Below are 22,841 nucleotides of genomic sequence, written 5' to 3' on the forward strand. Positions count from 1 at the left end.
GTTCCTGTCCTTTACGGGGTGGAAGCATAGAAACCCATACGGTGCAACTCAGTAAAAGTTAGTAATATACTGGCATCTTTTCTAGTTAAAAGCGTTTAAAACCGGTTAATTCCATTTAAATCAGTAGGTGCAATATGTGACAAAGGGACAGTCCCTTTGTCACATTCCAGGAAAGCCTGTCTGGCGCAGGGCCTCGTAGAGGACGATGGCGGCGCTGTTGGAGAGGTTGAGTGCGCTGATGCGGTAGTCGTCCGGGTTGACGAAGTTGCCGCAGATATCCTGTTGAAGGATGGCCTCATGGCTGTCCTCGGTATGCCCGAGCGATTCCTCGTGGGCTTCCCAGGCCTCGGCATTATCGAGCGAATCACAATCGCGCAGCATGGGGATGCGCTCGCAGCGCTCGGGCGCCGCGGCAAGCAGCGGCTCGGGAACGCCCGAGCTCTCGCTGCCAAAGACCAAGTAGTCGCCGTCGCGGTAGGTGCTTTGCGCATAGGTGCGGCGTGCCTTTTTGGTCAGCAGATGTAGGCGCTCGTCGGCGGGGGAGAGGTCGTTGCGCGCAAGAAAATCCTCCCAGCCGGCATAGGTCGTCACATCCAAGTTTTGCCAGTAGCCCAGGCCGGCGCGACGTACCGTCTTGTCGTCGAGCGAAAAGCCCAGTGGCTCCACCAGATGCAGGCGGGCGCCGGTAACCACGCAGGTGCGGCCGATATTGCCCGTATTGGCCGGAATCTCGGGTGCATACAGCACAATGTTGAACATGAATCTCCTTGGCTCAGAACGAAAAACCACCACGAAGGGGACAGGCACCTTCGTGGTGGTTTGGCGGTTACGTAGGCAGAAAAATGCCCGCTTGGATAAACCTAGGCGCGGTGCCAGTCGGTCAGGCAGGCATCGAGGGAGGCGATGAGCGCATCCTTGTCCATGTGACGGCCGATGATGCACAGGCTCGTCATGCGGTCGCCCGTCTCGTCGTCCCAAATCTGCATGATCTCGGGGTTCTCGTCGATGATCTTCTGCTTCTCGCCCTCGGGCGCGGAGTCAACGAACAGACCGTTCTCCATCAGGCGCATCTGGTGGCCGGCCTGCTCAAACATGTAGCACATGTCCGGATCGCCGGTCTGCCACAGCGGGCCCTTGACGCGAATGACCTCGTCGGGCCACTCCTGCTCAACAAAATCGGTGAACTTCTGCAGGTCAAACGGCTTGCGGCGCGAGTACACAAAAGTCTCGATGTCGTACTCGAGCACCTCGGGGTCGTCGTGCTCCTCGGGATGTTCCATGGCCTCGATCCAGGCGGCGGAGTTGTAGGCGCGCATAAAGTCGAAGCGGTCGGTGTCGAGCAGCTCCTCCATGGGGACCTCGCCGTTTTGAGCCTCGACAATCACGGCGTCCTTCTGCAGGCTGCGCACGATGGCCTTGAGCTCGGCAATCTGCTCAGGCGTGACGGTATCGGTCTTGTTGAGGATCAGCGTGGAGCAAAACTCGATCTGCTGGATGAGCAGACTTTCGATGTCGTCCTCGTCGATATCCTCGGCTAGCAGATCGCGACCGCCGTTGAACTCGTCGTACATGCGGGCGCAGTCGACCACGGCCACGATGTTGTCGAGCGCGAGCTTGGGCTCGCCGCCCACCTTGGCCTCGTCGCAGAAGCTCGAGATGGTGTAGGCGATGGGGATGGGCTCGCAAATACCCGAGGCCTCGATGATGATGTAGTCGAACTTGCCCGAATCGGCGATGCCCTGCAGCTGGTTGGCCAGGTCGTCCGAAAGCGTGCAGCAGATGCAGCCGTTGGTGAGCGGGATGAGGTCGTCGGTCTCGGAAAGGCCGCCGTCGGCGATAAGGCTGGCGTCGACGTTGATCTCGCCGATATCGTTGACGATCACGGCGGCGCGGATGCCGCCGTCGTTAGCGAGGATGTGGTTGAGCAGCGTGGTCTTGCCGGCACCGAGGTATCCGGTAAGCATGATGATCTTCACGGGTTTGTTGGGCATGTGCCCTCCTTTGTTAGACAAGGCTTACAGTTGAATCTTATGCCAAACGCCTGCTCTTATACCCACGCACGGGCAAAAAACACAGGCTACTCCCAGGCTCCCCATACGTCGGGGCAATAGCCGACGGTGGCCTTTTTGCCGTTGCGCACAATGGGCTCGGCCAGAACCTGCTGGTTCTCGAGCAGCTTGTCGAAGCGCTGGCTGGGAGTGAGGTGCTGGATGAGCGCGAGCGTCTCCTCGTCCTTGGCTTTGGGGTTGAGCAGCTTGTCGATGCCGCCGACCGCCTGCATCACGCTCGTGAGCTCGCCCTTGCTCATCTCCTTTTCCTTAAGGTCGATAAACTGCACCTTAATGCGGCGCTCCTTAAAATAGCGCTGGGCCTTCTTGGTATCGAAGGACTTTTTGGTGCCGAAGATTTGCACGTTCATATTTATGTTCCGCCGTTCTACCTGATGAAGTTGGTCCTAGCGCGATCGGCCTGGGGCGCTTCGATGCCGGCGGCCTTTCCCGCCTCGATGCAACGCAGCAGCCAGGCCATGTTTTTGCCGATGTTTCGCATGGTGGCAAGGCCTTCGGCGTCCTGGGCGGCCTCACCCGGCATGGCACCAAAGACGTTGTTCCAGTAGGTAGATGCAACGACGGGCATCTGGTTGATGGTGAAGTACTTGTTGAGCACATCGAACGTGGTCGACGTGCCGCCGCGACGGGCAACGGCGACAGCGGCGCCCGGCTTGTGCGCAAAGGCCTTACTGCCGGCATAGAATGCGCGATCGAGTGCCGAGAGAATGCGGCCGCTGGGGTGCGCGTAGTAGACAGGCGAGCCAAAGACAAAGCCGTCGGCCTGTTCGGCGGCAGCGATCAGCTCGTTGACCACGTCGTCGTCAAAGGTGCAGCGACCGCCAAGCTTGCCACACTGGCCGCAACCGATGCAATCGCGAATAGGCTTGGCGCCCAGCTGAAACATCTCGGTATCGATGCCCTCGGCCCTGAGTTGCTCGGCGACCTCGGCGAGTGCGCGGGCCGTGTTGCCGTTTGCCTTGGGGCTGCCATTGACCAAAAGAACCTTCATCACAAACTCCCTCTGCTGTCGGTGACTTCTGCGGAGGATTATCGCACGAGCGGGCAGATGACGTGGGGCACGATGCCGGCCCCGAGGGCCCACGGCAGGCACGCTCACCAGGTACGAGCGGGATACGGTCCAGAGGATGTTGGAGTGCGGGGCCTCGTGCGAGCAGATTGTAAGGGGTCTGGGCGGGTCGCCCTCGATGGCGAGCTTTGAGGCCTTGGAAGGCGGGCTGCTGCGGCGGCTATGGTTTATACTAAGGCGGTTGCTATCGAGTAATTCATACTTGGTTTGATTCGATTGTGAATGCGTAACTAGGATGGAAAGCAAAGGAAACTCTATGGAAACAGAGGATGCTGTTTGCTTGATGACTTCGATTGCCTTGATTGTCCTTTCAATCCAATACCGAAGAGGAAGATGGCTCTGCTCAATTGCTGGATATGATGTCACAAAAAGGGGGAGCGAGATTGATATACGCCCTTACGCAAAGCTGATTTCTTCTGTGACGTTATGGATGGGGCTGCTGTTTTTCTTGTGGGCGGTAGAGGACTGGGTACGCGATTGGAATACCAGCGTTTTTGAAGTTTTGGTTCTACTTCTGTTCAGCTTGGCCTCTTTGTCGTTCGTGCGGCTCGTTAGGTTTGTGTTTATGAGGCGATAGCCAGCGGAAGTGGCTGGACGACAAAATGGACCAATGCAGCCAATTGTCAATAGAATTTGATAGGCTTGGCTTAACAGATTTACTCGAGGGCATATCCGTGGCGGGGGATAGGTTCTATCTTGTTGAGCACTTATTTGCATCAGGCAAAGTAAACCAAGAGTATCGAAACGGTGCCCCCGGGCCCCGGGAGGGACTGCGGGGACGTTCGGCTAACTGCGGGTACGACCTATTTGCCCAATGTGTTCGGTTGAGATCGGAAATTAACCATCATGCGCCCCATAACGCTAGTCCAGCTTGGTGCCCGGTACTTGTGGTGCCTCTTCAAGTAGCGCTTTGAGCTCGTTCAAAATGGAAACGGGCTGTCGGTCGACGGCATCTAGATGAAGTGTGGCCACACGAATGGGCGGCTGATATTCAAATGAGCCAAAGAGTACGGGCGACCCCAAGAACCGCTCGATTTCTTCTGCGATCGCGTCGGTCTCTTCGGGATCAAGGTCATCGAAAAGCGCCACGAACATCGGTCCGGTCGAGCGGAACAGACGGCCCTTGCCGCGCGAACAGTCCATGAGGCAGGCGGCACTTTCTGCCAAAACGCGGTCGCCCGCATCAAAGCCAAAGCGGGCATTGACCTTGGCGATGTCGTCGATTTTGATGGCGACCAGGCCTGCCTTGCGCGCCACGCGACGCATTTCGCCAATGGCGTTGACCAGGGCGTGGATATCGCCCAGGCCGGTCACGGAATCGGTCGTATCCGCCAAGCTTCGGTTGATGATAATGCCCACATACATGTTGGGCTCGGTTTCGGTGCTATCCAAGCGGTAGCCCGTACACTCGCACAGCGCATATTTGCCAGCGGTATTCATGACGCGATACTGCATGTAATGGAAGTGCCACGCGCCGTTTACCACCATATCGAGCTCGCTGCGCACGCTGTCGCGGTCCTCGGGGTGAACGCGGGCGAGCCACATATCGAGCGAGTTATAGGGATGCTGGGAGGGCAGGTCAAAATCGCGCACGGCATTAATCGACCATTGCGATTCGCCGGTATCGAGGTTAAGGATAAACGGATAGCGCGTCTCGGAGCTCATGGAGATCGCTTGGAACACCCGGTCGTTGCAGGGAGGCTGATTGGCGATCGGGTGCATGGATGCGTCGTTTTCCTTCGGCTGCTGCACACGGTGCATGAGCTTGTAGCGATACATTTTGCGGTCGGCGTCCTTTGTCATCTGGCGACGCGTATCGCCTGCCAGCGGGTCGACGCGCGAGCAGCCAAAGCTAAAGCTAGCGATCATGGGCGCTTTGCCGCCCGATGTTGCCTCGATAAGGTTGGCGCGCGTCCGCTCCAGGCGCTGCTCGAGTTCGGCTTCGTCTGTCGTGGGGGATATAAGTACAAATTCGTCTCCACCGATACGGAACAGCAGGTCATTGGGTTCCATTGTCTCGGTAAGCGCGCGGCAGATGCTCAGAATGTAGCGATTGCCCTCGGCGTGGCCAAACGTATCGTTGCAGTGCTTGAGGTGGTCGATGTCAATATAGGCGCAGGTGAAGGGAACACCTTTGCGCCAGAGCTGGTCGATATGGCAATCGAGCCCACCACGGTTGCCAAGATTGGTGAGTGAATCGATATAGGCGCCGCGCTCAAGCAGCTCGCGTTCTTGCTGCAGGATGGCAAATGTCTTCTGTAACTGCTCGCCGATGGCGCGCAGCTCCGTGGGCAGTGCAGCGACATCGAGCTCTGCGGTTGAGGCCCCGTTCGCGAGTCGCTGAAGATGGGTAATGATTGATTGCTCGCCCAGGCGATACGACTCGTTCATGATGGATAACCTCCTTGGGCACAACAGTGGTTTGTATCATATCCCCAATTCGGTTTGGATTGGGGGAATAAGTTAGCCGATGGGGACAAACGCCCCTTCGGCGGTAGTGTTTTGCGCGTAAGCGTATCAGTTGCGGCCGCCGCCATCGAGCAGCGCTTCAAAATCCTCCGCCTGCATGGGGCGGTAGTAGAGGAAGCCCTGAGCGTAGCGGGCACCCATGTGGCGCAACATGTTTGCCTGCTCTTTGGTCTCGACGCCTTCGATTACAACGGGCAGATGGAGCGATTGTGCCATCTCGAGCATTGATGAAACGATTTGCGCGCTGCGACCTTGATCGCGGCCGGCGGGTACAAACGTGCGGTCGAGCTTGATGACGTCGACGTTGACGTTCTTGAGCATCGCGAGCGTAGACTGGCCGGTGCCAAAATCGTCCATGTAGGTCGAGAAACCGCGGGTGTGCAGGTCAGCCGTCAGCCTATCCACGGCCTCGGACTCTCCCGTATAGGCCGTCTCGGTGATCTCGATGCGCATGAGCTCGGGCGGCAGGTTGTATTGGGCGGCGAGCGCCCCCATATGCTCGGCGACGTCGCAGGCAAGGATATCCACGCGCGAAACATTCAGCGAGATCGGAACCACGCGCAGCTCTCGATCGATGCGCTCGCGCAGCCACGAGGCAACGCCCTGCCAAACGTATTTGTCGAGCGTCACCACAAAACCGCTTTCTTCGAGGGCGGGGATAAAGGTAGCGGGTGAAATGAGGGAGCCATCCTTGTCAATCCAGCGCGTGAGTGCCTCGGCGCCAATGATCTCGCCGGTTTCCATGTCGACCTGGGGCTGCACGTAGTAGGTAATGCGGCCGTTTGAGAGCGCATACTGGAATTCGGTCAGCGTGCGGTGGAACGCGATTTCGTGCTCGTATTCCTCGGGGCGGAAAATGGCAATGCGCTCCTTAAAGTCGTTTTTTGCGCGCCGATTGGTAAACATGGCCTTGGCCTGCGCATCGATGGTGATTTCCTCGTTGGAGTCGATGGGGTAGACGCCCATGGACGGCCAGAAGCCCACGCCGTCATCATGCTTGGCCACGGCCTGGCGAACGCGGTTGTAGATTTGATGGACGGTGTCGTGCTTAAAGGGGATGAGTACGCAAAAATCGTCTTGGCCCCAGTACCCTGCGACGCCCATGGCGGCATTCTCGATGTCCTTGAGAACCGTGCCCACATCGGCGAGTACGCGGTCGCCCTCGGCCTGTCCGTGCCATTCGTTGAACAGTCGCATGTGCCCCATATCGACGGTGGCGATACACCAGGCGCCGTTGCGCCTTGTCTCGAGAAATTCGTTGACGCGGCGCATAAACTCGCTGGGTCGATAGAGACCCGTGAGCGGATCGATGCGTTCGGCGATGGCGCTTTTGCGCTCCACCTCGGGTATGGGGAGGCTGTCGTTGGGAACAAGCCCGCCGGCCGTGCGAATGCGACGGTCGAGTTCGCCTAAAACGGCGGCCGTTTGATTGGTCAGGTGCTCGTAAAAGGCCGGAACGACAAGACAGACGGGGGTAATAGTGTCGCCCGCGATTCGAACGGGAGCGAAAACGGCCTCTTTTAGATGATGGACCAGTTGCTCGAACGCCTCATGGTCCAAATCGTTGCTGAGCACGACGAACTGGGCGTTGCGTGAACGGAAGACGCGACTCCTGCCGCGAGTAATCGACAGCATGCGGCCTGCGTATTCGGCGAGCATGTTGTCGACGGCCTCGGCCCCGTAGAGCTCGTTGAGCTTTGCCGTGCCGCGAACGCGCACTGCTATAAGCCCCGTCTCGCAACGGTCGCGACGGCAGGCATCGATAGCGTTGATCAGCGTGCGCTGCGTTCCGAGACCCGTGGCGGCGTCGACGGTCTCGGCAAGCGAGTGGTTGACGAGCTCGCCGACATAGAGCGAGGGGACATTTCCGTCGCCGTCGATACGAAACCCGCGAGCACGGCCGAGGATGTAATCGCCGGCGGCATTGCGCACGCGGTACTGCATGACGTGACGATGTTTGGAGCCGTCATAGATTTGGTCGATGTCGTTGGTATAGGCCTCAAGGTCATCGGGATGGACACGCGTTTTCCAATAATCGTGACAGTTGTCTATATGCTCCGAAGGAAGACCAAGATCGCGCAAGGCGCCTTGTGACCAAAGGGTTCGATGTTTGTCTAAGTTCTCGATAAAGAAATAGCGGCCTTCGTTGAGCATCGAAAGGGCGTCGAAAACTCGATCGCTTATTTCGAAGTCGTCGGTGTGGGCTTGTGCGATATTGCGTCGATCAAGGTGCACGGCATGACGTAGCTTGTAGTCGTACATGCGATGGTCGGCATCGTTCGTCAAGCGATTGGGGGCTTCGCCCAGGGCGGGGTCGGCGTGTGCCACTCCGTAGCTAAACGAGTGAGGCATCTCGGCATCGTTGTTTTTGAGCAGGACCGTTCGGCAGCGTTCCAGACGTTCGGCGAGGTCGTCCTCGGTTGCAATCGTAGACAGGATGGCAAACTCGTCGCCTCCCAGACGAAACGCCGCTTCGTCCACCTCCATATACAGCTTGAGATAGAGGCTTACCTGCAAAATATAGCGGTTGCCCTCGTCATGGCCAAAGACGTCGTTGCAGTGCTTGAGATTGTCGATATCGATGTACGCCATGGTAACGGGGGTGTCCTGCTCCCAGAGCTCCTCGAGGGAACGGGCAAAGCCGCCGCGGTTGCCAAGCCCGGTAAGCTGGTCGGTAAAGGCGGTCCTGACCAGATCCTCCTGACGCTTGAGAAGGTCGCGGACGGTCTTTTCGAGCGTTTCAGTGTAATTGCTGGGGGTATCCATGCTGTAGGCGGCTTTCTGGGGTCGGGGCGGATTGCGTCGGGCGAGCTCGTTGTGCACACGCGTTGTTGCTCAACGCCTCGCGTGTTTCCAAGCCCCCGCCTTGCTGCGTCGTTGGGTTTATTTGTCGGCTGACGTTCGTTGCTGATAACTACTGAGTAGTATAAACAAGTGTATGGAATTATGTAGGGGTGCCCATGTTGCGGGCGGCCATTATTCGCCAAACGGTAACGCGACGATGTTCGATGAAAATGCGACTGAGGCGATATATGTTGACGGGTATACTTGTTTCGTTTTAAAACGCAGGAACGGAGATGGTCGCATGGCACAGTCAAATCTGACGCGCACGGTGGGGCTTGCGCTCGAGGGAGGCGGCTACCGCGGTATGTATACGGCGGGCGTGCTCGACGTATGGATGGAGCGTGGCTTGACCTGCGACCATATGGTGGGTGTCTCGGCGGGCGCGGCGTTTGGCTACAACTTTAAATCGCGCCAGATTGGTCGTGCCATTCGCTACAACAAGGCCTATTGCGCCGATAAGCGCTATGCGGGTGTAGCAAGCTGGCTGCGAACCGGCGATATGTTCAATGCAGATTTTGCCTATCACGAGGTGCCCATCGAGCGCGATCCCATCGACCTGGAGACATATCGTGCCTGCCCCATGCGGTTTACGTGCGTGTGTACCGATATCGAGACGGGCAAGGCCGTCTATCGCGATCTGCCGTATGGCGACGAGCGCGATATCGAGTGGATTCGGGCGTCGTCTGCTATTCCCGTGGCAACGCGTCCTGTCGCCATTGAGGGGCATAAATATCTGGATGGCGGCGTGGCCGATTCCATTCCCAGTGCTTGGCTGTTTGCGCAGGGGTATGACCGCAATATTGTGGTACTCACGCAGCCGGCGGGCTTTGTGAAGCAGCCCAACAGCGTGATGCCCATGCTGCGGCGCGTGTTCCGTCACTACCCGGAGTTTGTTGCGGCGCTTGAGCATCGGCATGAGGCCTACAATGCCACGCTTGATGACCTGGCACATCGCGAGGCTGCCGGCGAGGTCTTTGTGGTGCGGCCGAGCGAATCGGTAAAGGTGCCGTCGCTGTGCCGCGAGCCCGATGAGCTTGAGCGTATCTATCAGATCGGCCGCCACGATGCGGAGGCGTCTTTGTCCGCGCTGGAAACGTATCTGGCGGGGTAGGACAAGCTGCCGCGGACTCGGCGGAAAGCGCGTCCCAGAATGAGCGCTCAGAACGGGTTACAGTTTCCCAAACGGTGGGGTTTCGGAAAGTTCGTCCCGGAATATGCGTTCAGACTGGGATGCGGTTTCCCGTTAAGCCTCTATATGGAAACCGCATCCCAGAATGGGTGTCCAAACTGGGATGCGCTTTCCATTGCTGAAGATATGAAGCTGCGAATCGGCTGCTCGACTTATGCTTATGCCTGCTGCCAGGTGTCGACAAGCTCCTTGGCCGCGGCGTGGGGATCGTCGGCGCTGCAGACGGCGCTCACCACAAAGAAGCCGTCGACGCCGGTTGCCTTAAGCTGCGGCAAGTCGGCCGTCTTAACGCCGCCGCCCACCACGATGGGCACGGGGCTTGCCGCGTGGAGTGCGGCCAGGTCCTCAAAGCTCTTGGTGATGATGGAGCCGTCGGCCGCGCGTCCGCAATCGCGCTTGGTCTCGGTCTCGTGGAGCGGGCCGATGCCCAGGTAGTCGACCAGACTCATGTCGGCGGTCTTGACGTACTCGAGCATTTCCTCGCAGCGGGCCGAAAGGCCCACGATGGCATCGGGGCCCAGCAGCTTGCGACAGACCTCGACGGGAATATCGCTCTGACCCACGTGCACGCCGTCGACAGCAATACCCTGCTCGCGCGCGGCAAGCACACAGTCCAGACGGTCGTCGATGAGCAAGGCGACCTGACCGGTCTTGCCGGCCCGTGCGATTGCCTGCGCGGCGTCGCCGGTCAGCGCGATGATCTCGCGGGCACTTGCCACCTTGGAGCGCACCTGGATGCAGGTAAAGCCGGCGTCGAGTGCCTGGGCCACCACATCGCCCACGGGGCGCCCGAGGGTGTTTTCGGGGCCGAGTACCAGATAGGCCGAGATATCAAGGTTGTCGCGGATGCTCATCGTGCTTCCTCCTGCTTTTTGATTTGTGCTTCCATGCGCTCGAGTTTGCCGGTCATGGTGTCGGTAAATCCGGGTCGAATATCGGCTTTGAGCACGACTTCGGTGCGGATGCCCTTGCTCGCCAACACAAAGGTCGCGTCGCGCACGACCTGCATGACCTCGTCCCAGTCGCCCTCGATCTCGGTGAACATCGAGGTGGTGCGGTTGGGAAGACCGCTCTCGCGAATGACGCGCACGACCTCGGCGACCTCGGCGGACAGCTCATCGCCGGTGCCGCATGGGGCGATGGCCACGGCGACGAGCGTGTTCATGCCGGCATTGGTTGCGGGCTCGGACATGGCTTATGCCTCCTCGAGCTCGAGTTGGTTATCGGCGATGTCCTGGGCGGTTGCGCGATAGAGCTCGTCGATAAAGGCGACCTTAAAGCTTGCCGGGGCATCGGCGACAGCGGCGGCACGCGTGCCGGCAACGTTGTAGACGGCGGTGCCACAGATGGCTGCCGTAAACGGATCGGCAGCGCAGGCGTACACAGCCAGCACACCGCCCTGCGAACAACCGCAGCCGGTGATCTTGGACATGAGCGGGCTGCCGCCGTAGGACTTGGCTACCGTCGTGCCGTCGGTGATCAGGTCGACTTCGCCCGAGACCACTACGGCGCCGCCGGTGTAGCGAGCGAGCGCCACAGCGGCATCGCGGGCGGCGTCGACCGTGTCGGTGGTATCGACACCGCGCACGCGGCTCAGATCGGCTGCCTCGCCCTCAAGACCCCACAGGCCGGCGAGCGCGATGATCTCGGAGGCGTTGCCGCGCACGATGGCGGGCTTGTACTGCTTGAGTTCGTTTACCAGCTGGGTGCGCAGGCTACCGATGCCCAGGCCAACCGGATCGAGCACCCAGGGCTTGCCGGCGTCGTGTGCCGCCTTGGCCGCGCGGGGAATCGTCTGCTCGTAGATGGGGAAGAGCGTACCCATATTGAGATAGATGGCGCCGCCGCCGGCAACGAGTGCCTCGCCCTCGTCGGGCAGATAGACCATGGCGGCCGATCCGCCCACGGCGAGCTGTGCGTTGGCGACAAAGTCAATCGTCACCGTGTTGGTGATGGAGCCTGCCATCGGATTGGTGGCGTGAATCTCCTCCACGGCCTTGATCACGTTTTGCTTAAGCTGTTCCGAATCGATCACTGCACATGCCTCCTTGGCATAGAAAAGGGGCGCTGTGCATAGACAGCGCCCCTAAAAAGGCGGCATGCTCCCTACGCCAGCATTAACTGACAGGTTCAAAGGATTGGGCCCCATGCCCTCTCAGCCTTGTGGTTTGCACCGCCGGCACTCCCGCATCGAATCTGTTGTTCCCTATACTAGCGCATCGGTACAATGGTTACGATGAAAACGACTGGGGGACCCTATGATCAAACTTGTGCTGACCGATATGGACGATACGCTGATTCCGGCCGGGCATGACGGCGCCAGCGACTATGCCATCGAGGGCATTCATGCCATGCAGGCGGCGGGTCTGCACTTTGGTCCGGTTTCGGGTCGTCAGCCGTCTGCGATGGGCTGGATGTTTAAAAATCGTTCCGAGTGCTATTCGACCGGCGCATTCTGTAACGGCCAGGTCATGTTTGTCGACGGCGAGGCGGTCGCCTCGCGTGCGACCGACAACGCCGCCCTTATGCGCTTGGCTGACTACTTGGAGCAAGAGACCGCCGATACGTATCTGAAGGTCTACAGCCTGGGCGATGACTTTTGGGGCAACGATGCCTATTGTGTAACAAGCGATCCCGAGCGTGTGCGTCGCGCCATGGAGTCAGGCGGCAACGCGTGGCTCAAGGGCGAAGAGGCTCCCTGTCGCCCTGTCGTTGACGATGCCCCGGTATACAAGGCGAATATCTGGAGTGCCCGTTCGCGCGAGGAGCTCGCCGAGCTGCGCGAGCGTGTTGCCGCCGAGGTGCCGGAGCTCTCGCTCGTGTTTCCCAACAACCGCGTGCGCCTGTTCGACGTTCTTCCGACCGGCTGGGACAAGGGCTGTGCTGCGCTGGAGCTGGCGCGCGCTTTGGGCCTGACGCCCGACGAGGTGGCCGTATTCGGCGATTCCGATAACGATTTGCCCATGATCGGTGCCGTCCCCAACTCCGTTGCAGTCGCCAATGCCAACGAGGCCGTCACGGCTGCCGCGCGCTGGCATATCGGCGCTGCGGCAGACGATGCGGTTGCCGGGGCTCTGCATCAGATTGCCGCCTGCGCCGCGACGGGGGAGATGCCGTCGTTTATGCGTCAGGCAGATGCGGCGGGTTCGGGTTTCGCGGACGTCTAGGGAGGCCATCATGAAGCTTCAACAGCTCAGGTATGTCGTCAAAGTTGCCGAATGCGGCAGCATCACCGAGGCCTCGCGCCGGCTCTTTGTGTCGCAGCCTTCGATTACCGCGTCGATCCGCGATCTCGAAAACGAGATGGGTGTGCACATCTTTGAGCGCACCAACAAGGGTGTCATTGTGTCCGAGGAGGGCGAGACCTTCTTGGGCTACGCGCGCCAGGTGCTCGATCAGGCGGATCTGCTCGAAGGCAAGTACAAGGGCACATCCGAGCAGGTGCCGCACTTTAGTGTGAGCTGCCAGCATTATTCCTTTGCCGTCAACGCGTTTGTCGATGTGATCCGTGAGTTCGATGCCGCGCGCTACGACTTTACCCTGCGCGAGGAGCAGACTCACGAGATTATCGAGGACGTCGCGCATATGAAAAGCGAATTGGGCATCCTGTATCTGTCCGAGCACAACCGCGAGGTCATCGAGCGCATGCTGGCGGCCAACGAGCTCGTGTTCGAAGGGCTCTTCTGTGCCACGCCGCATATCTTCGTCTGTGCCGACCATCCGCTGGCGGACCGCTCCAGCGTGACGCTCGAGGATCTGGAAGACTACCCGTTTCTGTCCTACGAGCAGGGCAGCTACAACTCGTTTTACTATTCCGAGGAACTGACCTCGACCTTTGAGCGTCGCAAGAATATCCGCGTGCGCGACCGTGCGACGTTGTTCAATTTGGCCATGGGCCTCAATGGTTACACAGTGTGTTCGGGCGTGATTAGCCACGAGCTCAACGGCCCCGGTATTATCTCGATTCCGCTCGATGTGGACGAATACATGGAGATCGGCATTATCACGCGCAAGAACACGACGCTCACGCGCTATGGGCAGGCCTATATCGACGCGATTCGTCAGCATATCTAGACTGCTGCGTTCTGCACGGGTCAAATCTCTTTATGGCAGTCCAAACTGATATAGGAAGCATCTATATCAAACTGTTATAAACGCATATTTTACGATGGCCATATGAGCGCTCATACTCTGTCCCAGTAAAGCAACCAATGCAAAGGGAGATATCTATGAGCACTTCGATTCAACCGAACGCGCCGTTTCGCGCCGATATCGTCGGCAGCTTTCTTCGTCCGCAGGCTGTAAAGGACGCCCGTGCCGCCTATGTCGCGGGTAAACTCGACGCTTCCGGCCTTAAGGCCGTCGAGGACGAGGCCATCCGCGACTTAGTGGCCAAGCAGAAGGCTGCCGGCCTGCAGGTGATTACCGATGGCGAGTTCCGCCGCAGCTACTGGCACCTCGATTTTATGTGGGGCCTCAACGGCATTGAGCGCCGCGCCTCGCGCACGGGCTACATGTTCCACGATGAGGAGACTACCGCCGACACCGCCGTGGTAACCGGTCCCATTAGCGGCGAGAATCATCCGTTCGTCGAGCACTTCAAATTTATCAAGTCGCTCGAGGGAGAGGGCCAGGTCGCGCGCCAGACCATTCCGGCGCCGATCCAGACGTTCTCCGAAGTCACACTCGACCGCTGCGATGGCCAGCAGGAGAGTCTGCACGCCGTCTACAAGACCGACGAAGAGCTCGTCGATGCCATTGCCGCAGCATACCGCACCGTGATTGCTGACCTGTATGCCGCGGGCTGCCGCAACATCCAGTTTGATGACTGCACCTGGGGCATCTACTGCGATACCGATTTTGTTGCCAAAACCGGCATGAGCCCGGTCGACCTGCAAAAGGTAAGCGAGCTGGGCGTGGCGCTCAACAATGCCGCCATCGAGGGCAAGCCCGACGATCTGGTTATCAACACGCATGTATGCCGCGGCAACTACCACTCCACCTACGCTTTTGAGGGCGGCTACGACCCCATCGCGCCGTACCTGTTTGCGCGTGAGGACGTTGACGCGTTCTATCTGGAGTTCGACACGCCCCGCGCCGGTGGTTTTGAGCCGCTCAAGTACGTTGCTCCCGGCAAGAAGGTCGTGCTGGGCTTGGTGACCACCAAGGCGGCAGAGCTCGAGAACGAGGATGTTATCGTCGAGCGCATCCGCGAGGCGGCAAAGTACGTGCCGCTCGAGAACCTGTATCTGTCTCCGCAGTGTGGCTTTGCCAGCTGCGAGATTGGCAATAAGCTGACCGAGGACGAGCAGTGGGCAAAGATTGCGCTGGTCAGGCGTATTGCCGAGCGCGTTTGGAAATAGCGCTAGCGTTTGCAGGTGGCGGCGCGTGCGAGGTACTGCATATCGCGTACAATGGTTCGGATCGTATCGTTCGGGCAGGTTATCCGATATGCCTGATCGCCCTTCCATTCGAAAGGACTTCCATGTCCCAATCCTCGACGTCCGCCGTCACCGATGCCATCTACGATGCATCGTCGCTCGGCCGCCCGCGCATGTTCGTGTTGGGTTTGCAACACATGTTTGCGATGTTCGGAGCCACGGTGCTCGTGCCCGTGCTCACCGGCCTTTCCGTTTCGACGACGCTTCTGTTCGCCGGCATCGGCACACTGCTGTTTCATTTTCTATCGCGCGGTAAGGTGCCCGCGTTCCTGGGCTCGTCGTTTGCCTTTATCGCGGGTTATGCCGCCATTGCACCCAACGGCGAGGCCGAGCTTTTGCCCTACGCTTGTCTGGGCGTTGCCTGCGCCGGCCTGCTCTATCCGGTGCTTGCGGCCCTGTTCCGCGCCTTTGGCGCCAAGCGTGTCATGCGCTTCTTCCCGCCGGTGGTGACCGGTCCCATCGTCATTTCCATCGGCCTGATCTTGGCAAGCTCTGCTATCGCCAACTGCCAGACCAATTGGCTTGTTGCCGTTGTCGCTGTGGCCGTGATCGTCAGCTGCAATATTTGGGGGCGCGGCATGGTCAAGATCGTGCCGATTTTGCTGGGCGTTGTGGTGAGCTATGCCGTTGCGGCCGCGCTGGGCGAGGTCGACTTCTCTGGCGTCGCAGCCGCTCCCTGGGTTGGCTTGCCCATCGTGTGGGACAACACCGTGTTTGCGCTCTTTGGGCCTCAGTTCGATAGCGGTCTTGCCACGACGGCCATCATCACCATTATGCCGCTGGCATTTGCGACCATGATCGAGCATATCGGTGATATCTCGGCTATCGGCTCCACTTGCGAGCGTAACTACATCGTCGATCCTGGCCTGCATCGCACGCTGCTTGGCGACGGCCTGGCGACCATTCTCGCATCGCTCTTTGGCGCTCCGGCTAACACCACCTATGGCGAGAACACCGGTGTGCTTGCCCTAACGCGTGTGTTTGACCCGCGCGTGATTCGCATTGCCGCATGTTGTGCCATTGTGCTCTCGTTCTGCCCCAAGTTCGCGGCTGTCATTGCGGCCATGCCGGCGTGTGTGATCGGCGGCGTGTCTCTCGTGCTCTATGGCATGATCAGCGCCGTGGGCGTCCGCAACCTCATCGAGAACCAGGTCGATTTCCAGAACAACCGCAACGTGCTGGTGGCCGCTCTGGTGCTGGTGCTTTCACTCGGCATTGCTTACAGCACTGCCGGTGCTATCGTGTTGGAGCTGGGCGGCGTGACCATTTCGCTTTCGGGTCTTGCCGTGGGTTCGCTGGTGGGCATTGTGCTCAACGCCATCCTGCCCGGTAACGACTTTGAGTTCGATACTTCCGAGCTTGAGGAGACTGCTGAATAGCAGCTGCGTTCAGCCAAATTAAAAATGGCGTCCATGCGTATGTACGCGTGGGCGCCATTTTTAATGCGTCAGTATCCAGTGGATGCCGCGCGCCATGCGCAGGTCAGTTTGGGCAAAGTGATTGCCGGGGTTGAGCTCCAGCGTTGTTGGAATGTCACGCTCGATAAACAGCTCTTCCATCGCGCGCGTATCGTCGAGTACGTGCCGCATCATGCGGTTGGGCGTCTTGGTTTCCTTTTTGCCGAGTGACAGATAGACGGCGTCGGGCGTAGCTGTCATCGTGCGCTCGCGCGCGTAGTCGATAAAGCCGGGGAACCACAGCGACCCCGATGCACTCGCCGCGCGCTCAAAGACATCTGTTTGCCAAAGTGCCCACAGTGCAAAAAGACCCGCCAACGAGTAGCCGGCAACGCCGCGCCAGGTGGGCGGTTGCGGGAGCGATGATTCGGCTTCTGGGATTATCTGCTTCAACAACTCGTCAAGAAAACCAGCAGCCTGTCCGCCAAAGGGCTCGGCATCTCGTATAGTTCCGTCGCATTCCCAGGGGCTCAGCTCGTGATTCCAATCGAGCCCTCCAATGGCGACAAGGGTGAACGGCGGGCAGTCGAGCTCTCGGCAGCGCTCGTAGACTTCATTACCGTCGCCCATAACCACGGGGAGGTAAATGACGGGCGCTCCTTCTGTGCACTCTGGATAAACGGTTATCTGCTTATGATGCGCTTCCAAGGCAGGCTTCTCTCGGTGTTGTGATATTGACAGCCTCAATTGTCGCACGCTGGCACGGGGGCAGACGCTAAAAGAAAGGCGCGGAGCCGCTTGGTGCGACTCTGCGCCTTATGGTTTTGCTTTGGCAGGCTGTGCCGTTACGCCACGAAGAAGTAGACGAGGAAGGCAAGGGCTGCGATCCACATGAGCGGCTTGATCTTGGAGGCCTCGCCCTTAAAGAGCGCGACGATCACGTAGGCGATAAAGCCCAGGCCAATGCCGGCAGAGATGGAGTAAGTGAAGGGCACGCCGGCGACAATCATGAACGCCGGGAAACCTTGCGACACGTCGGACCAGTCGATCTCGGAGGCCTCGCTCATCATGAGGTAGCCGACGTAGACCAGAGCACCGCAGGTGGCGGCGCTGGAAACGATGGTGACGATGGGGGAGAAGAACGCGGCGAGAATGAACAGCACGCCGGTGGTGACGGAGGTGAGGCCCGTGCGGCCACCGTCGGCAGCGCCAGAGGTGGACTCGACGAAGGTGGTGATGGAGGAGACGCCCATAAAGCCACCGGCAGCAGCGGCCACGGAGTCGACGACCAGGATGGGACGGATGTCCTCGACATTGCCGTCCTCGGTCAAGAACTCGCCCTGCTTGGCGACGGCCATCGCGGTGCCCATGGTGTCAAAGAAGTCGCTCATGAGCAGCGAGAAGGCAACGACGAGCAGCATCGGGTCGGTCAGGACCTTCACGATGGCAAGGTTGCCGTCGGCAGTGCTGGCAAACGGGGCGCCGAAGGTCGAGAAGTCGAGCGGTGCGATGAGGCCCTCGGGCGCATGGGTGACGCCCAGCGGGATTCCGGCGATAACGGCGACGATGATGCCGATGAGCAGCGAGCCCGGCACGTTGCGGGAAGCCAGGGCAACCGTCACGACGATGGAGATGATGCCGACGATAAAGGTGGGGGAGGCGATGTCGCCCAGGCCGACGAGCGTACCGGCGCCAGCGGTGATGATGCCGGCGTCGCACAGGCCGATCATGGCGATAAACAGGCCCAGACCCACCGAGATGGCGTGGCGCAGGACCACGGGGATGGCGTCCATGATGGCCTCGCGCAGGCCGCACAGGACGAGCAGCAAGATGACGATACCCTCGAGGAAGATAACGCTCATGGCCACGTGCCAGTCGCCGCCGCACATGGTGGTGGCGATGCCCGCGATCATGGCGTTGATGCCCAGACCCGACGCGCAGGCGAGCGGGCGGTTGGCGAAGATGCCCATGCAGATGGTCATGATGCCGGCGCCCAGGCAGGTGGCGCAGGCGAGCGCTCCCGCATCAATGCCAGCGCCCGAGAGCACTGCGGGGTTGACGGCGATGATGTAGGCCATCGCCAGGAATGTTGTCAGTCCAGCGCGAAGTTCGGTCCCGATTGTGGACTTGCGCTCACTGACGTGAAAAAGTTCGTCCATGCATACCCTTTCCTTGTTCGGCCCCGAGTTTAGGCCGATTGACACGAACTCATTTACTATATCGCCTTTACAACCTTGCTGTTCCTCGCATGTTGATGTTCGGCGCTTTGTAACAGACGGACGGTATTTATCGCATGAAAATGTGTGGGTACCGTATACTTAAGCGGTTACAACGACCCCTATGGAGGAACGTATGATTAAAGAGCTTTGCCACGACGAGGCTATCCTGTCCCAGCGTTGCGAGGTTGCGACCGTCGAGGACGAGTCGGTTGCTCAGGACCTGATCGATACCATCAAGTCGCTCGATGATGCCGGCTGCTTGGCCGCCAACCAGATCGGCGTTACCAAGAAGGTCTGCGTCTACCTGGACGACGCCGGCGAGCCTCACGTGCTCTACAACCCCCGTCTGGTGTTTGGCCTGGGCGCCAGCAAGATGGAGGAGAGCTGCCTGACGCACGAGGAGGTCACCAAGTCCACGCGCTATATCAAGTGCAAGGTTGCCTTTGACCAGATCGTCGATGGCAAGATGCGCGAGCGCAAGCAGGACTTTGTGGGCTTCGAGGCGCAGATGGTCCAGCATATGATTGACCACTGTCTAGGAAAGTTGGTTTAAAGCGCCGATGCACCGCACCTTGGCGTTCAATCGTCGCTTACGTACCGTTAGTACGCTGCGCTCCTCTTTCACGCCAATCTGCGGCACCTCGACACTTTAAACCGACCTGTTCGGTTATTTCCGGTCGAGTGATTTGATCGGGGATTGAACCTGTGCTTTTGTCCCGGGCGTGACATTGTTGTCATGTCCGGGCTTTTGTGTTTAGCGCCTTTTTGTTTGGTGACAATAACCTTAGCAAGAACGTAAAGCTAGGAGGCGCTATGTGTACGAGCATTCGATTTACCGATAATTCTGGCCACATGTATCTGGGCCGCAACCTCGACTGGAGCTTTGACTACGGCCAACAGGTTCGCGTGATGCCGCGCGGGTTTCACATTCCGTATTCGTTTATCGACGATGCGTCGGCGGCACACGCGGTAATCGGCATGTGCATCGATTACAAGAACTATCCCATGTTTTTCGACTGTGGTAACGATGCGGGTCTGGCTGTGGCGGGGCTCAACTTTCCCGGCTATGCCGAGTATGCCGAGGGCCCTGTCGACGGCAAGAACAATATCGCGGCCTATGAGTTTCCCCTGTGGGTGGCAGCGACGTTCTCGACGGTCGATGAGGTCGAGGCCGCGCTGCGCGACACGGTGATTGTCGCCAAATCTGCCGGAGAGGGGCTGGGCGTGTCGCTGCTCCATTGGATTATCGGCGACAGCCAGCGCAGCATCGTGGTCGAGATGATGGCTGACGGCCTGCATGTATACGACAATCCGGTCGACACCCTTGCCAACCAGCCGACCTTCCCGTGGCACATGGAAAACCTGCGCACCTATATCACCGCCACAAGCGATTTTCCGCAGACGGCGACATGGCGTGGCGCCGAGCTTAAGCCCTATGGAGCCGGTGCCGGCATGCGCGGCATTCCGGGCGATTGCTATTCGCCGAGCCGTTTTGTAAAGGCGGCGTACCTCAATGCCAATTACCCGCAAAAGGAGAGCGAGACCGAAAACGTCGTTCGCATGTTCCGCTCGCTCGAGGGCGTGGTGATGATTGAGGGGGCGTCCAGGATGGGCGATGGCAAGTTCGAGAAGACTATCTATACCGGATGCTTTAGCGCGCGCACGGGCAATTATTACTACGCGATGTATGGGGATCCGTCGATTCGTTACGTGAGCCTGATGGATGCCGAGGGCGCGAGCCCCGATAGGCTCGTGGTTCCCGAGCCGCGTCGTTCGTAGCTCACTGGTCCGTTGCGACATAAAACGGCCTCGCACCTCTTATGAGATGCGAGGCCGTTGTCGTCAATGGCTGGTGGCGTGTTAGAAGTTGGCGTCGTTGAACTGGGTGCTCTCGAGTCCGTCGAGTTGCTGTTCGGGCGTATCGGCGACGCTCTCGAGCAGCTCGGTGGGATCGACGTTCATGCTCTTGCCGGCCTCGTTGCCGTTGACCAAGTCGTCCGAGAAGATGTCGACCTCCATTTCCTCGGCCTCTTCGATCTGAACCTCGAGCGGCACCTGGGTGCGCACAAGTTTGACGGCCGGGCGCATGCGGGCAAAGAGCGGTACGTACTCAATGATGATGGCCGAGTTCTCGAGACCGTACCAGCGTGCCGGGCTTCCGCAGGCGCGGCGGACGGCGTACTTGATGGCCATGACGCGATGGTCGTTGCGGTTGATGTCCGTTTCGGGGGCAAGCATCTTGCGCAGCATGCAAAAGCGGAAGTCGCCCACGTTGCCGCGTGTCTCGTAGATAGAGTAGGTGTGATGCTGCGGCGGCAGCTCGCCCGATGCCATCAAGTCGCCGACGATTTGGCGCAGGTAGGCATTAACGCGCTGGTTGACCTTAAAGCCCAAGTCCAGGCGCACGCGGAACAAAAAGTCCGTGCCAAAGGTCTCGACGGAATACTCGTGCGTATAGGGTTCATCGGTAACGTGCACGTTGATGAACCAGTATGCCTTGGCGCGCTTGGGATGTTTGTCCAGGATGGAATAGAGCACGTCGCGGTCGAGCGTGAGCGGATCGGGGCTGTTGGTGAGGAACACCAGATTGTCGGCGAGCACGGGGTAGGTCTCGTCGTTGCGCAGGCGGTTGAGCTGGTCGATGTACTTGGAGACGGGCAGCAGGATCGTCTGCGTGCGCTCGATGGCGGTGCCGCGGCGCCACACGTACATAAGGCCAAACAGCAGCGAGGCCAAGAAGATCATTACGTAGCCGCCGTCAAAGAACATGGTGAGGCACGAGGCGAAGAAGCACAGCTCAATGGCACCGAAGAGCAGGGCGAAGACGCAGGCGCCCAGCTTGTGCTTGAGGATGCCGGCGATATAGCTCGTCAGCAGCGTGGTGGTCATAAGCATGGTCACGGTAATGGCGAGGCCGTAGGCGCTCTCCATGCGCTCGGAGTTCTGGAACAGCAGCACAATGAAGATGCAGCCGACCCACATGATGTTGTTGACGAGTGGAATATAGAGCTGACCTTTGGTGTCGCTGGGGTAGTGGATGCGCAGGTGCGGCATAAGGTTGAGGCGCGTTGCCTCGGATACCAGCGAGAACGAGCCGGTGATGAGCGCCTGTGAGGCGATGATGGCCGCCACGGCCGAAAGTACGATGGCAAAGGGGCGTAGGGGCTCGGGGAGCATCATATAGAACGGGTTGACGATATCCATCGCGAGCATCTGGGGGTTGGAGTTATTGGCGAGTAGCCAAGCTCCCTGACCCAGATAGTTGAGGATAAGGGCCGCCTTAACAAATGGCCAGGATGCATAGATGTTTGCCTTGCCCACGTGGCCCATGTCCGAGTAGAGTGCCTCGGCACCGGTTGTCGACAGGAAGACAAAGCCGAGCACCATGATGCCCGAATGGTTGATGGGCGAGAACAGGAACATAATGCCGCGGATGGGGTTGAGCGCGCGCAAGATGGACAGGTTGCCGAGCATGTTGAACAGACCGGCGCCTGCCAGGAACAGGAACCACAGCGTCATGAGCGGGCCGAAGAGCTTGCCGATTGACGAGGTGCCGGCGCGCTGCATGGCAAATAGGCCGCAGATAATGATGATGGTGATGATGATGACGTTGGTCTGGCCGTCGCCCAGCAGCGCATGGCCCCATTCGATGGTGCGCAGACCCTCGATGGCTGTGGTGACCGTGACGGCGGGGGTGAGGATGCCGTCGGCAAGCAGTGCCGCGCCGCCGATCATGGCGGGGAGAATCAGCCATGGCGCCACCTTGCGCACGAGACTGAACAGGGCGAAGATGCCGCCTTCGTTGTGGTTGTCGGCCTTCATGGCGATTACCACGTACTTGACCGTGGTCACGAGCGTCATGGTCCAGATGACGAGCGAAAGCGCGCCCAGGATCATGTCCTCGCTGACGGTACCGATGCCGCCGTTGTTGGCGACGATTGATTTCATGGTGTACATGGGGCTCGTGCCGATGTCGCCATAGACGACGCCGAGCGTTACGAGCAGCATGCCAGCGGAGAGGGGGATGGCTCCGTGCCCGCCTTGCCCGCGCTGGTCTTGGAGGTTTGCCTCCAGTTTGTTGTGTGCCACGAGGACTCCCTTAGACATCCGGTTATCTGTCTAGGACAAAAAACTTTATGCCGTC

General features: G+C 59.3%; 20 protein-coding genes and 1 riboswitch. Of the genes, 8 read left to right on the forward strand and 12 right to left on the reverse strand.

Annotated elements, in window-relative coordinates; translation table 11 throughout:
* Positions 1–159 precede the first annotated feature (159 nt).
* The 4 genes from DW195_RS01215 to DW195_RS01230 all read right to left on the reverse strand — a co-directional run bounded on the left by DW195_RS01215 (position 160) and on the right by DW195_RS01230 (position 3,060).
* On the reverse strand, positions 160–759 hold the full coding sequence (locus DW195_RS01215) for a tRNA (cytidine(34)-2'-O)-methyltransferase (RefSeq protein ID WP_117635530.1): 600 nt from the start codon (positions 757–759) through the stop codon (positions 160–162).
* Positions 760–860: 101 nt separating this feature from the next.
* Positions 861–1,991, reverse strand: a complete 1,131-nt coding sequence (locus tag DW195_RS01220) for a GTP-binding protein (RefSeq protein WP_117635529.1) — start codon at positions 1,989–1,991, stop codon at positions 861–863.
* 86 nt (positions 1,992–2,077) lie between these two features.
* Positions 2,078–2,419, reverse strand: a complete 342-nt coding sequence (locus DW195_RS01225; protein ID WP_055252194.1) for an arsenate reductase family protein — start codon at positions 2,417–2,419, stop codon at positions 2,078–2,080.
* A gap of 17 nt (positions 2,420–2,436) precedes the next feature.
* Positions 2,437–3,060 (reverse strand): flavodoxin family protein, encoded by a 624-nt coding sequence (locus DW195_RS01230; protein WP_118205489.1) that lies wholly within the window; start codon positions 3,058–3,060, stop codon positions 2,437–2,439.
* A 334-nt stretch (positions 3,061–3,394) separates the two neighbouring features.
* Here DW195_RS01230 and DW195_RS01235 point away from each other — a divergent pair, with 334 nt between their 5' ends.
* Positions 3,395–3,715: a hypothetical protein gene (locus tag DW195_RS01235; protein WP_118205491.1), complete on the forward strand. Its 321-nt coding sequence runs from the start codon at positions 3,395–3,397 to the stop codon at positions 3,713–3,715.
* Between the two features lie 284 nt (positions 3,716–3,999).
* On the opposite strand, the gene DW195_RS01240 is transcribed toward DW195_RS01235, so the two are convergent.
* Together DW195_RS01240 and DW195_RS01245 are read right to left on the reverse strand one after the other, a co-directional pair.
* Entirely contained in the window at positions 4,000–5,529 is a 1,530-nt protein-coding gene (locus tag DW195_RS01240; protein ID WP_118205493.1) for a diguanylate cyclase domain-containing protein, read from the reverse strand.
* Between the two features lie 126 nt (positions 5,530–5,655).
* Positions 5,656–8,373: an EAL domain-containing protein gene (locus DW195_RS01245; RefSeq protein WP_118205495.1), complete on the reverse strand. Its 2,718-nt coding sequence runs from the start codon at positions 8,371–8,373 to the stop codon at positions 5,656–5,658.
* A gap of 319 nt (positions 8,374–8,692) precedes the next feature.
* Between DW195_RS01245 and DW195_RS01250 the strand changes: the two genes are divergently transcribed.
* Positions 8,693–9,562, forward strand: coding sequence for a patatin family protein (locus DW195_RS01250; protein WP_118205497.1), 870 nt, complete (start codon positions 8,693–8,695; stop codon positions 9,560–9,562).
* 236 nt (positions 9,563–9,798) lie between these two features.
* Here DW195_RS01250 and DW195_RS01255 read toward each other — a convergent pair whose 3' ends face one another.
* From DW195_RS01255 to thiM, 3 genes are read right to left on the reverse strand one after another with little or no spacing between them, the layout of a single operon-like run.
* Positions 9,799–10,494, reverse strand: a complete 696-nt coding sequence (locus tag DW195_RS01255; protein ID WP_055250741.1) for a thiamine phosphate synthase — start codon at positions 10,492–10,494, stop codon at positions 9,799–9,801.
* Complete coding sequence (locus DW195_RS01260; protein WP_225093307.1) at positions 10,491–10,832, reverse strand: thiamine-binding protein; 342 nt, start codon at positions 10,830–10,832, stop codon at positions 10,491–10,493. The genes DW195_RS01255 and DW195_RS01260 overlap by 4 nt, the downstream gene beginning before the upstream one ends.
* A gap of 3 nt (positions 10,833–10,835) precedes the next feature.
* Positions 10,836–11,675 carry a hydroxyethylthiazole kinase gene (gene thiM / locus DW195_RS01265; RefSeq protein WP_118205499.1) on the reverse strand — a complete coding sequence of 280 codons (840 nt, stop codon included), beginning with the start codon at positions 11,673–11,675 and terminating at the stop codon, positions 10,836–10,838.
* A gap of 51 nt (positions 11,676–11,726) precedes the next feature.
* Positions 11,727–11,837, reverse strand: a riboswitch (TPP riboswitch).
* Between the two features lie 61 nt (positions 11,838–11,898).
* Between thiM and DW195_RS01270 the strand changes: the two genes are divergently transcribed.
* The 4 genes from DW195_RS01270 (at position 11,899) to DW195_RS01285 (ending at position 16,460) form a co-directional block, all read left to right on the forward strand.
* Positions 11,899–12,807, forward strand: coding sequence for an HAD-IIB family hydrolase (locus DW195_RS01270; RefSeq protein WP_118205501.1), 909 nt, complete (start codon positions 11,899–11,901; stop codon positions 12,805–12,807).
* A gap of 10 nt (positions 12,808–12,817) precedes the next feature.
* A complete protein-coding gene (locus DW195_RS01275; protein WP_118205503.1) occupies positions 12,818–13,714 on the forward strand; it encodes a LysR family transcriptional regulator in 897 nt (298 codons plus the stop codon).
* A 155-nt stretch (positions 13,715–13,869) separates the two neighbouring features.
* Positions 13,870–15,003, forward strand: coding sequence for a 5-methyltetrahydropteroyltriglutamate--homocysteine S-methyltransferase (locus DW195_RS01280; RefSeq protein WP_231501637.1), 1,134 nt, complete (start codon positions 13,870–13,872; stop codon positions 15,001–15,003).
* Positions 15,004–15,125: 122 nt separating this feature from the next.
* Positions 15,126–16,460 carry a uracil-xanthine permease family protein gene (locus DW195_RS01285; protein WP_118205505.1) on the forward strand — a complete coding sequence of 445 codons (1,335 nt, stop codon included), beginning with the start codon at positions 15,126–15,128 and terminating at the stop codon, positions 16,458–16,460.
* 60 nt (positions 16,461–16,520) lie between these two features.
* On the opposite strand, the gene DW195_RS01290 is transcribed toward DW195_RS01285, so the two are convergent.
* Both DW195_RS01290 and DW195_RS01295 read right to left on the reverse strand, forming a co-directional pair.
* Complete coding sequence (locus tag DW195_RS01290; RefSeq protein WP_147356468.1) at positions 16,521–17,186, reverse strand: alpha/beta hydrolase; 666 nt, start codon at positions 17,184–17,186, stop codon at positions 16,521–16,523.
* Between the two features lie 137 nt (positions 17,187–17,323).
* A complete protein-coding gene (locus tag DW195_RS01295; protein WP_117803754.1) occupies positions 17,324–18,637 on the reverse strand; it encodes an NCS2 family permease in 1,314 nt (437 codons plus the stop codon).
* Between the two features lie 193 nt (positions 18,638–18,830).
* On the opposite strand from DW195_RS01295, the gene DW195_RS01300 reads away from it, so the two are divergent.
* Together DW195_RS01300 and bsh are read left to right on the forward strand one after the other, a co-directional pair.
* Positions 18,831–19,250 (forward strand): peptide deformylase, encoded by a 420-nt coding sequence (locus DW195_RS01300; protein ID WP_117563534.1) that lies wholly within the window; start codon positions 18,831–18,833, stop codon positions 19,248–19,250.
* Positions 19,251–19,510: 260 nt separating this feature from the next.
* Entirely contained in the window at positions 19,511–20,476 is a 966-nt protein-coding gene (gene bsh, locus DW195_RS01305) for a choloylglycine hydrolase (protein ID WP_118205509.1), read from the forward strand.
* A gap of 81 nt (positions 20,477–20,557) precedes the next feature.
* On the opposite strand, the gene DW195_RS01310 is transcribed toward bsh, so the two are convergent.
* On the reverse strand, positions 20,558–22,804 hold the full coding sequence (locus DW195_RS01310) for a KUP/HAK/KT family potassium transporter (protein ID WP_118205511.1): 2,247 nt from the start codon (positions 22,802–22,804) through the stop codon (positions 20,558–20,560).
* Positions 22,805–22,841: the final 37 nt, after the last annotated feature.

This window comes from Collinsella sp. AM17-1, assembly GCF_003470665.1.
Lineage (GTDB): Bacteria > Actinomycetota > Coriobacteriia > Coriobacteriales > Coriobacteriaceae > Collinsella.

What these genes read in the sequence shown, in the direction of transcription:
- DW195_RS01235 (WP_118205491.1), top strand. Translation starts at nt 3,395, where the DNA reads ATGGAAACAGAGGATGCTGTTTGCTTGATGACTTCGATTGCCTTGATT.
- DW195_RS01285 (WP_118205505.1), top strand. Translation starts at nt 15,126, where the DNA reads ATGTCCCAATCCTCGACGTCCGCCGTCACCGATGCCATCTACGATGCA.
- DW195_RS01310 (WP_118205511.1), bottom strand. Translation starts at nt 22,804, where the DNA reads ATGTCTAAGGGAGTCCTCGTGGCACACAACAAACTGGAGGCAAACCTC.
- DW195_RS01260 (WP_225093307.1), bottom strand. Translation starts at nt 10,832, where the DNA reads ATGTCCGAGCCCGCAACCAATGCCGGCATGAACACGCTCGTCGCCGTG.
- bsh (WP_118205509.1), top strand. Translation starts at nt 19,511, where the DNA reads ATGTGTACGAGCATTCGATTTACCGATAATTCTGGCCACATGTATCTG.
- DW195_RS01245 (WP_118205495.1), bottom strand. Translation starts at nt 8,373, where the DNA reads ATGGATACCCCCAGCAATTACACTGAAACGCTCGAAAAGACCGTCCGC.
- DW195_RS01240 (WP_118205493.1), bottom strand. Translation starts at nt 5,529, where the DNA reads ATGAACGAGTCGTATCGCCTGGGCGAGCAATCAATCATTACCCATCTT.
- DW195_RS01250 (WP_118205497.1), top strand. Translation starts at nt 8,693, where the DNA reads ATGGCACAGTCAAATCTGACGCGCACGGTGGGGCTTGCGCTCGAGGGA.
- DW195_RS01215 (WP_117635530.1), bottom strand. Translation starts at nt 759, where the DNA reads ATGTTCAACATTGTGCTGTATGCACCCGAGATTCCGGCCAATACGGGC.
- DW195_RS01295 (WP_117803754.1), bottom strand. Translation starts at nt 18,637, where the DNA reads ATGGACGAACTTTTTCACGTCAGTGAGCGCAAGTCCACAATCGGGACC.
- DW195_RS01300 (WP_117563534.1), top strand. Translation starts at nt 18,831, where the DNA reads ATGATTAAAGAGCTTTGCCACGACGAGGCTATCCTGTCCCAGCGTTGC.
- DW195_RS01230 (WP_118205489.1), bottom strand. Translation starts at nt 3,060, where the DNA reads ATGAAGGTTCTTTTGGTCAATGGCAGCCCCAAGGCAAACGGCAACACG.
- DW195_RS01275 (WP_118205503.1), top strand. Translation starts at nt 12,818, where the DNA reads ATGAAGCTTCAACAGCTCAGGTATGTCGTCAAAGTTGCCGAATGCGGC.
- DW195_RS01225 (WP_055252194.1), bottom strand. Translation starts at nt 2,419, where the DNA reads ATGAACGTGCAAATCTTCGGCACCAAAAAGTCCTTCGATACCAAGAAG.
- DW195_RS01220 (WP_117635529.1), bottom strand. Translation starts at nt 1,991, where the DNA reads ATGCCCAACAAACCCGTGAAGATCATCATGCTTACCGGATACCTCGGT.
- DW195_RS01270 (WP_118205501.1), top strand. Translation starts at nt 11,899, where the DNA reads ATGATCAAACTTGTGCTGACCGATATGGACGATACGCTGATTCCGGCC.
- DW195_RS01255 (WP_055250741.1), bottom strand. Translation starts at nt 10,494, where the DNA reads ATGAGCATCCGCGACAACCTTGATATCTCGGCCTATCTGGTACTCGGC.
- DW195_RS01280 (WP_231501637.1), top strand. Translation starts at nt 13,870, where the DNA reads ATGAGCACTTCGATTCAACCGAACGCGCCGTTTCGCGCCGATATCGTC.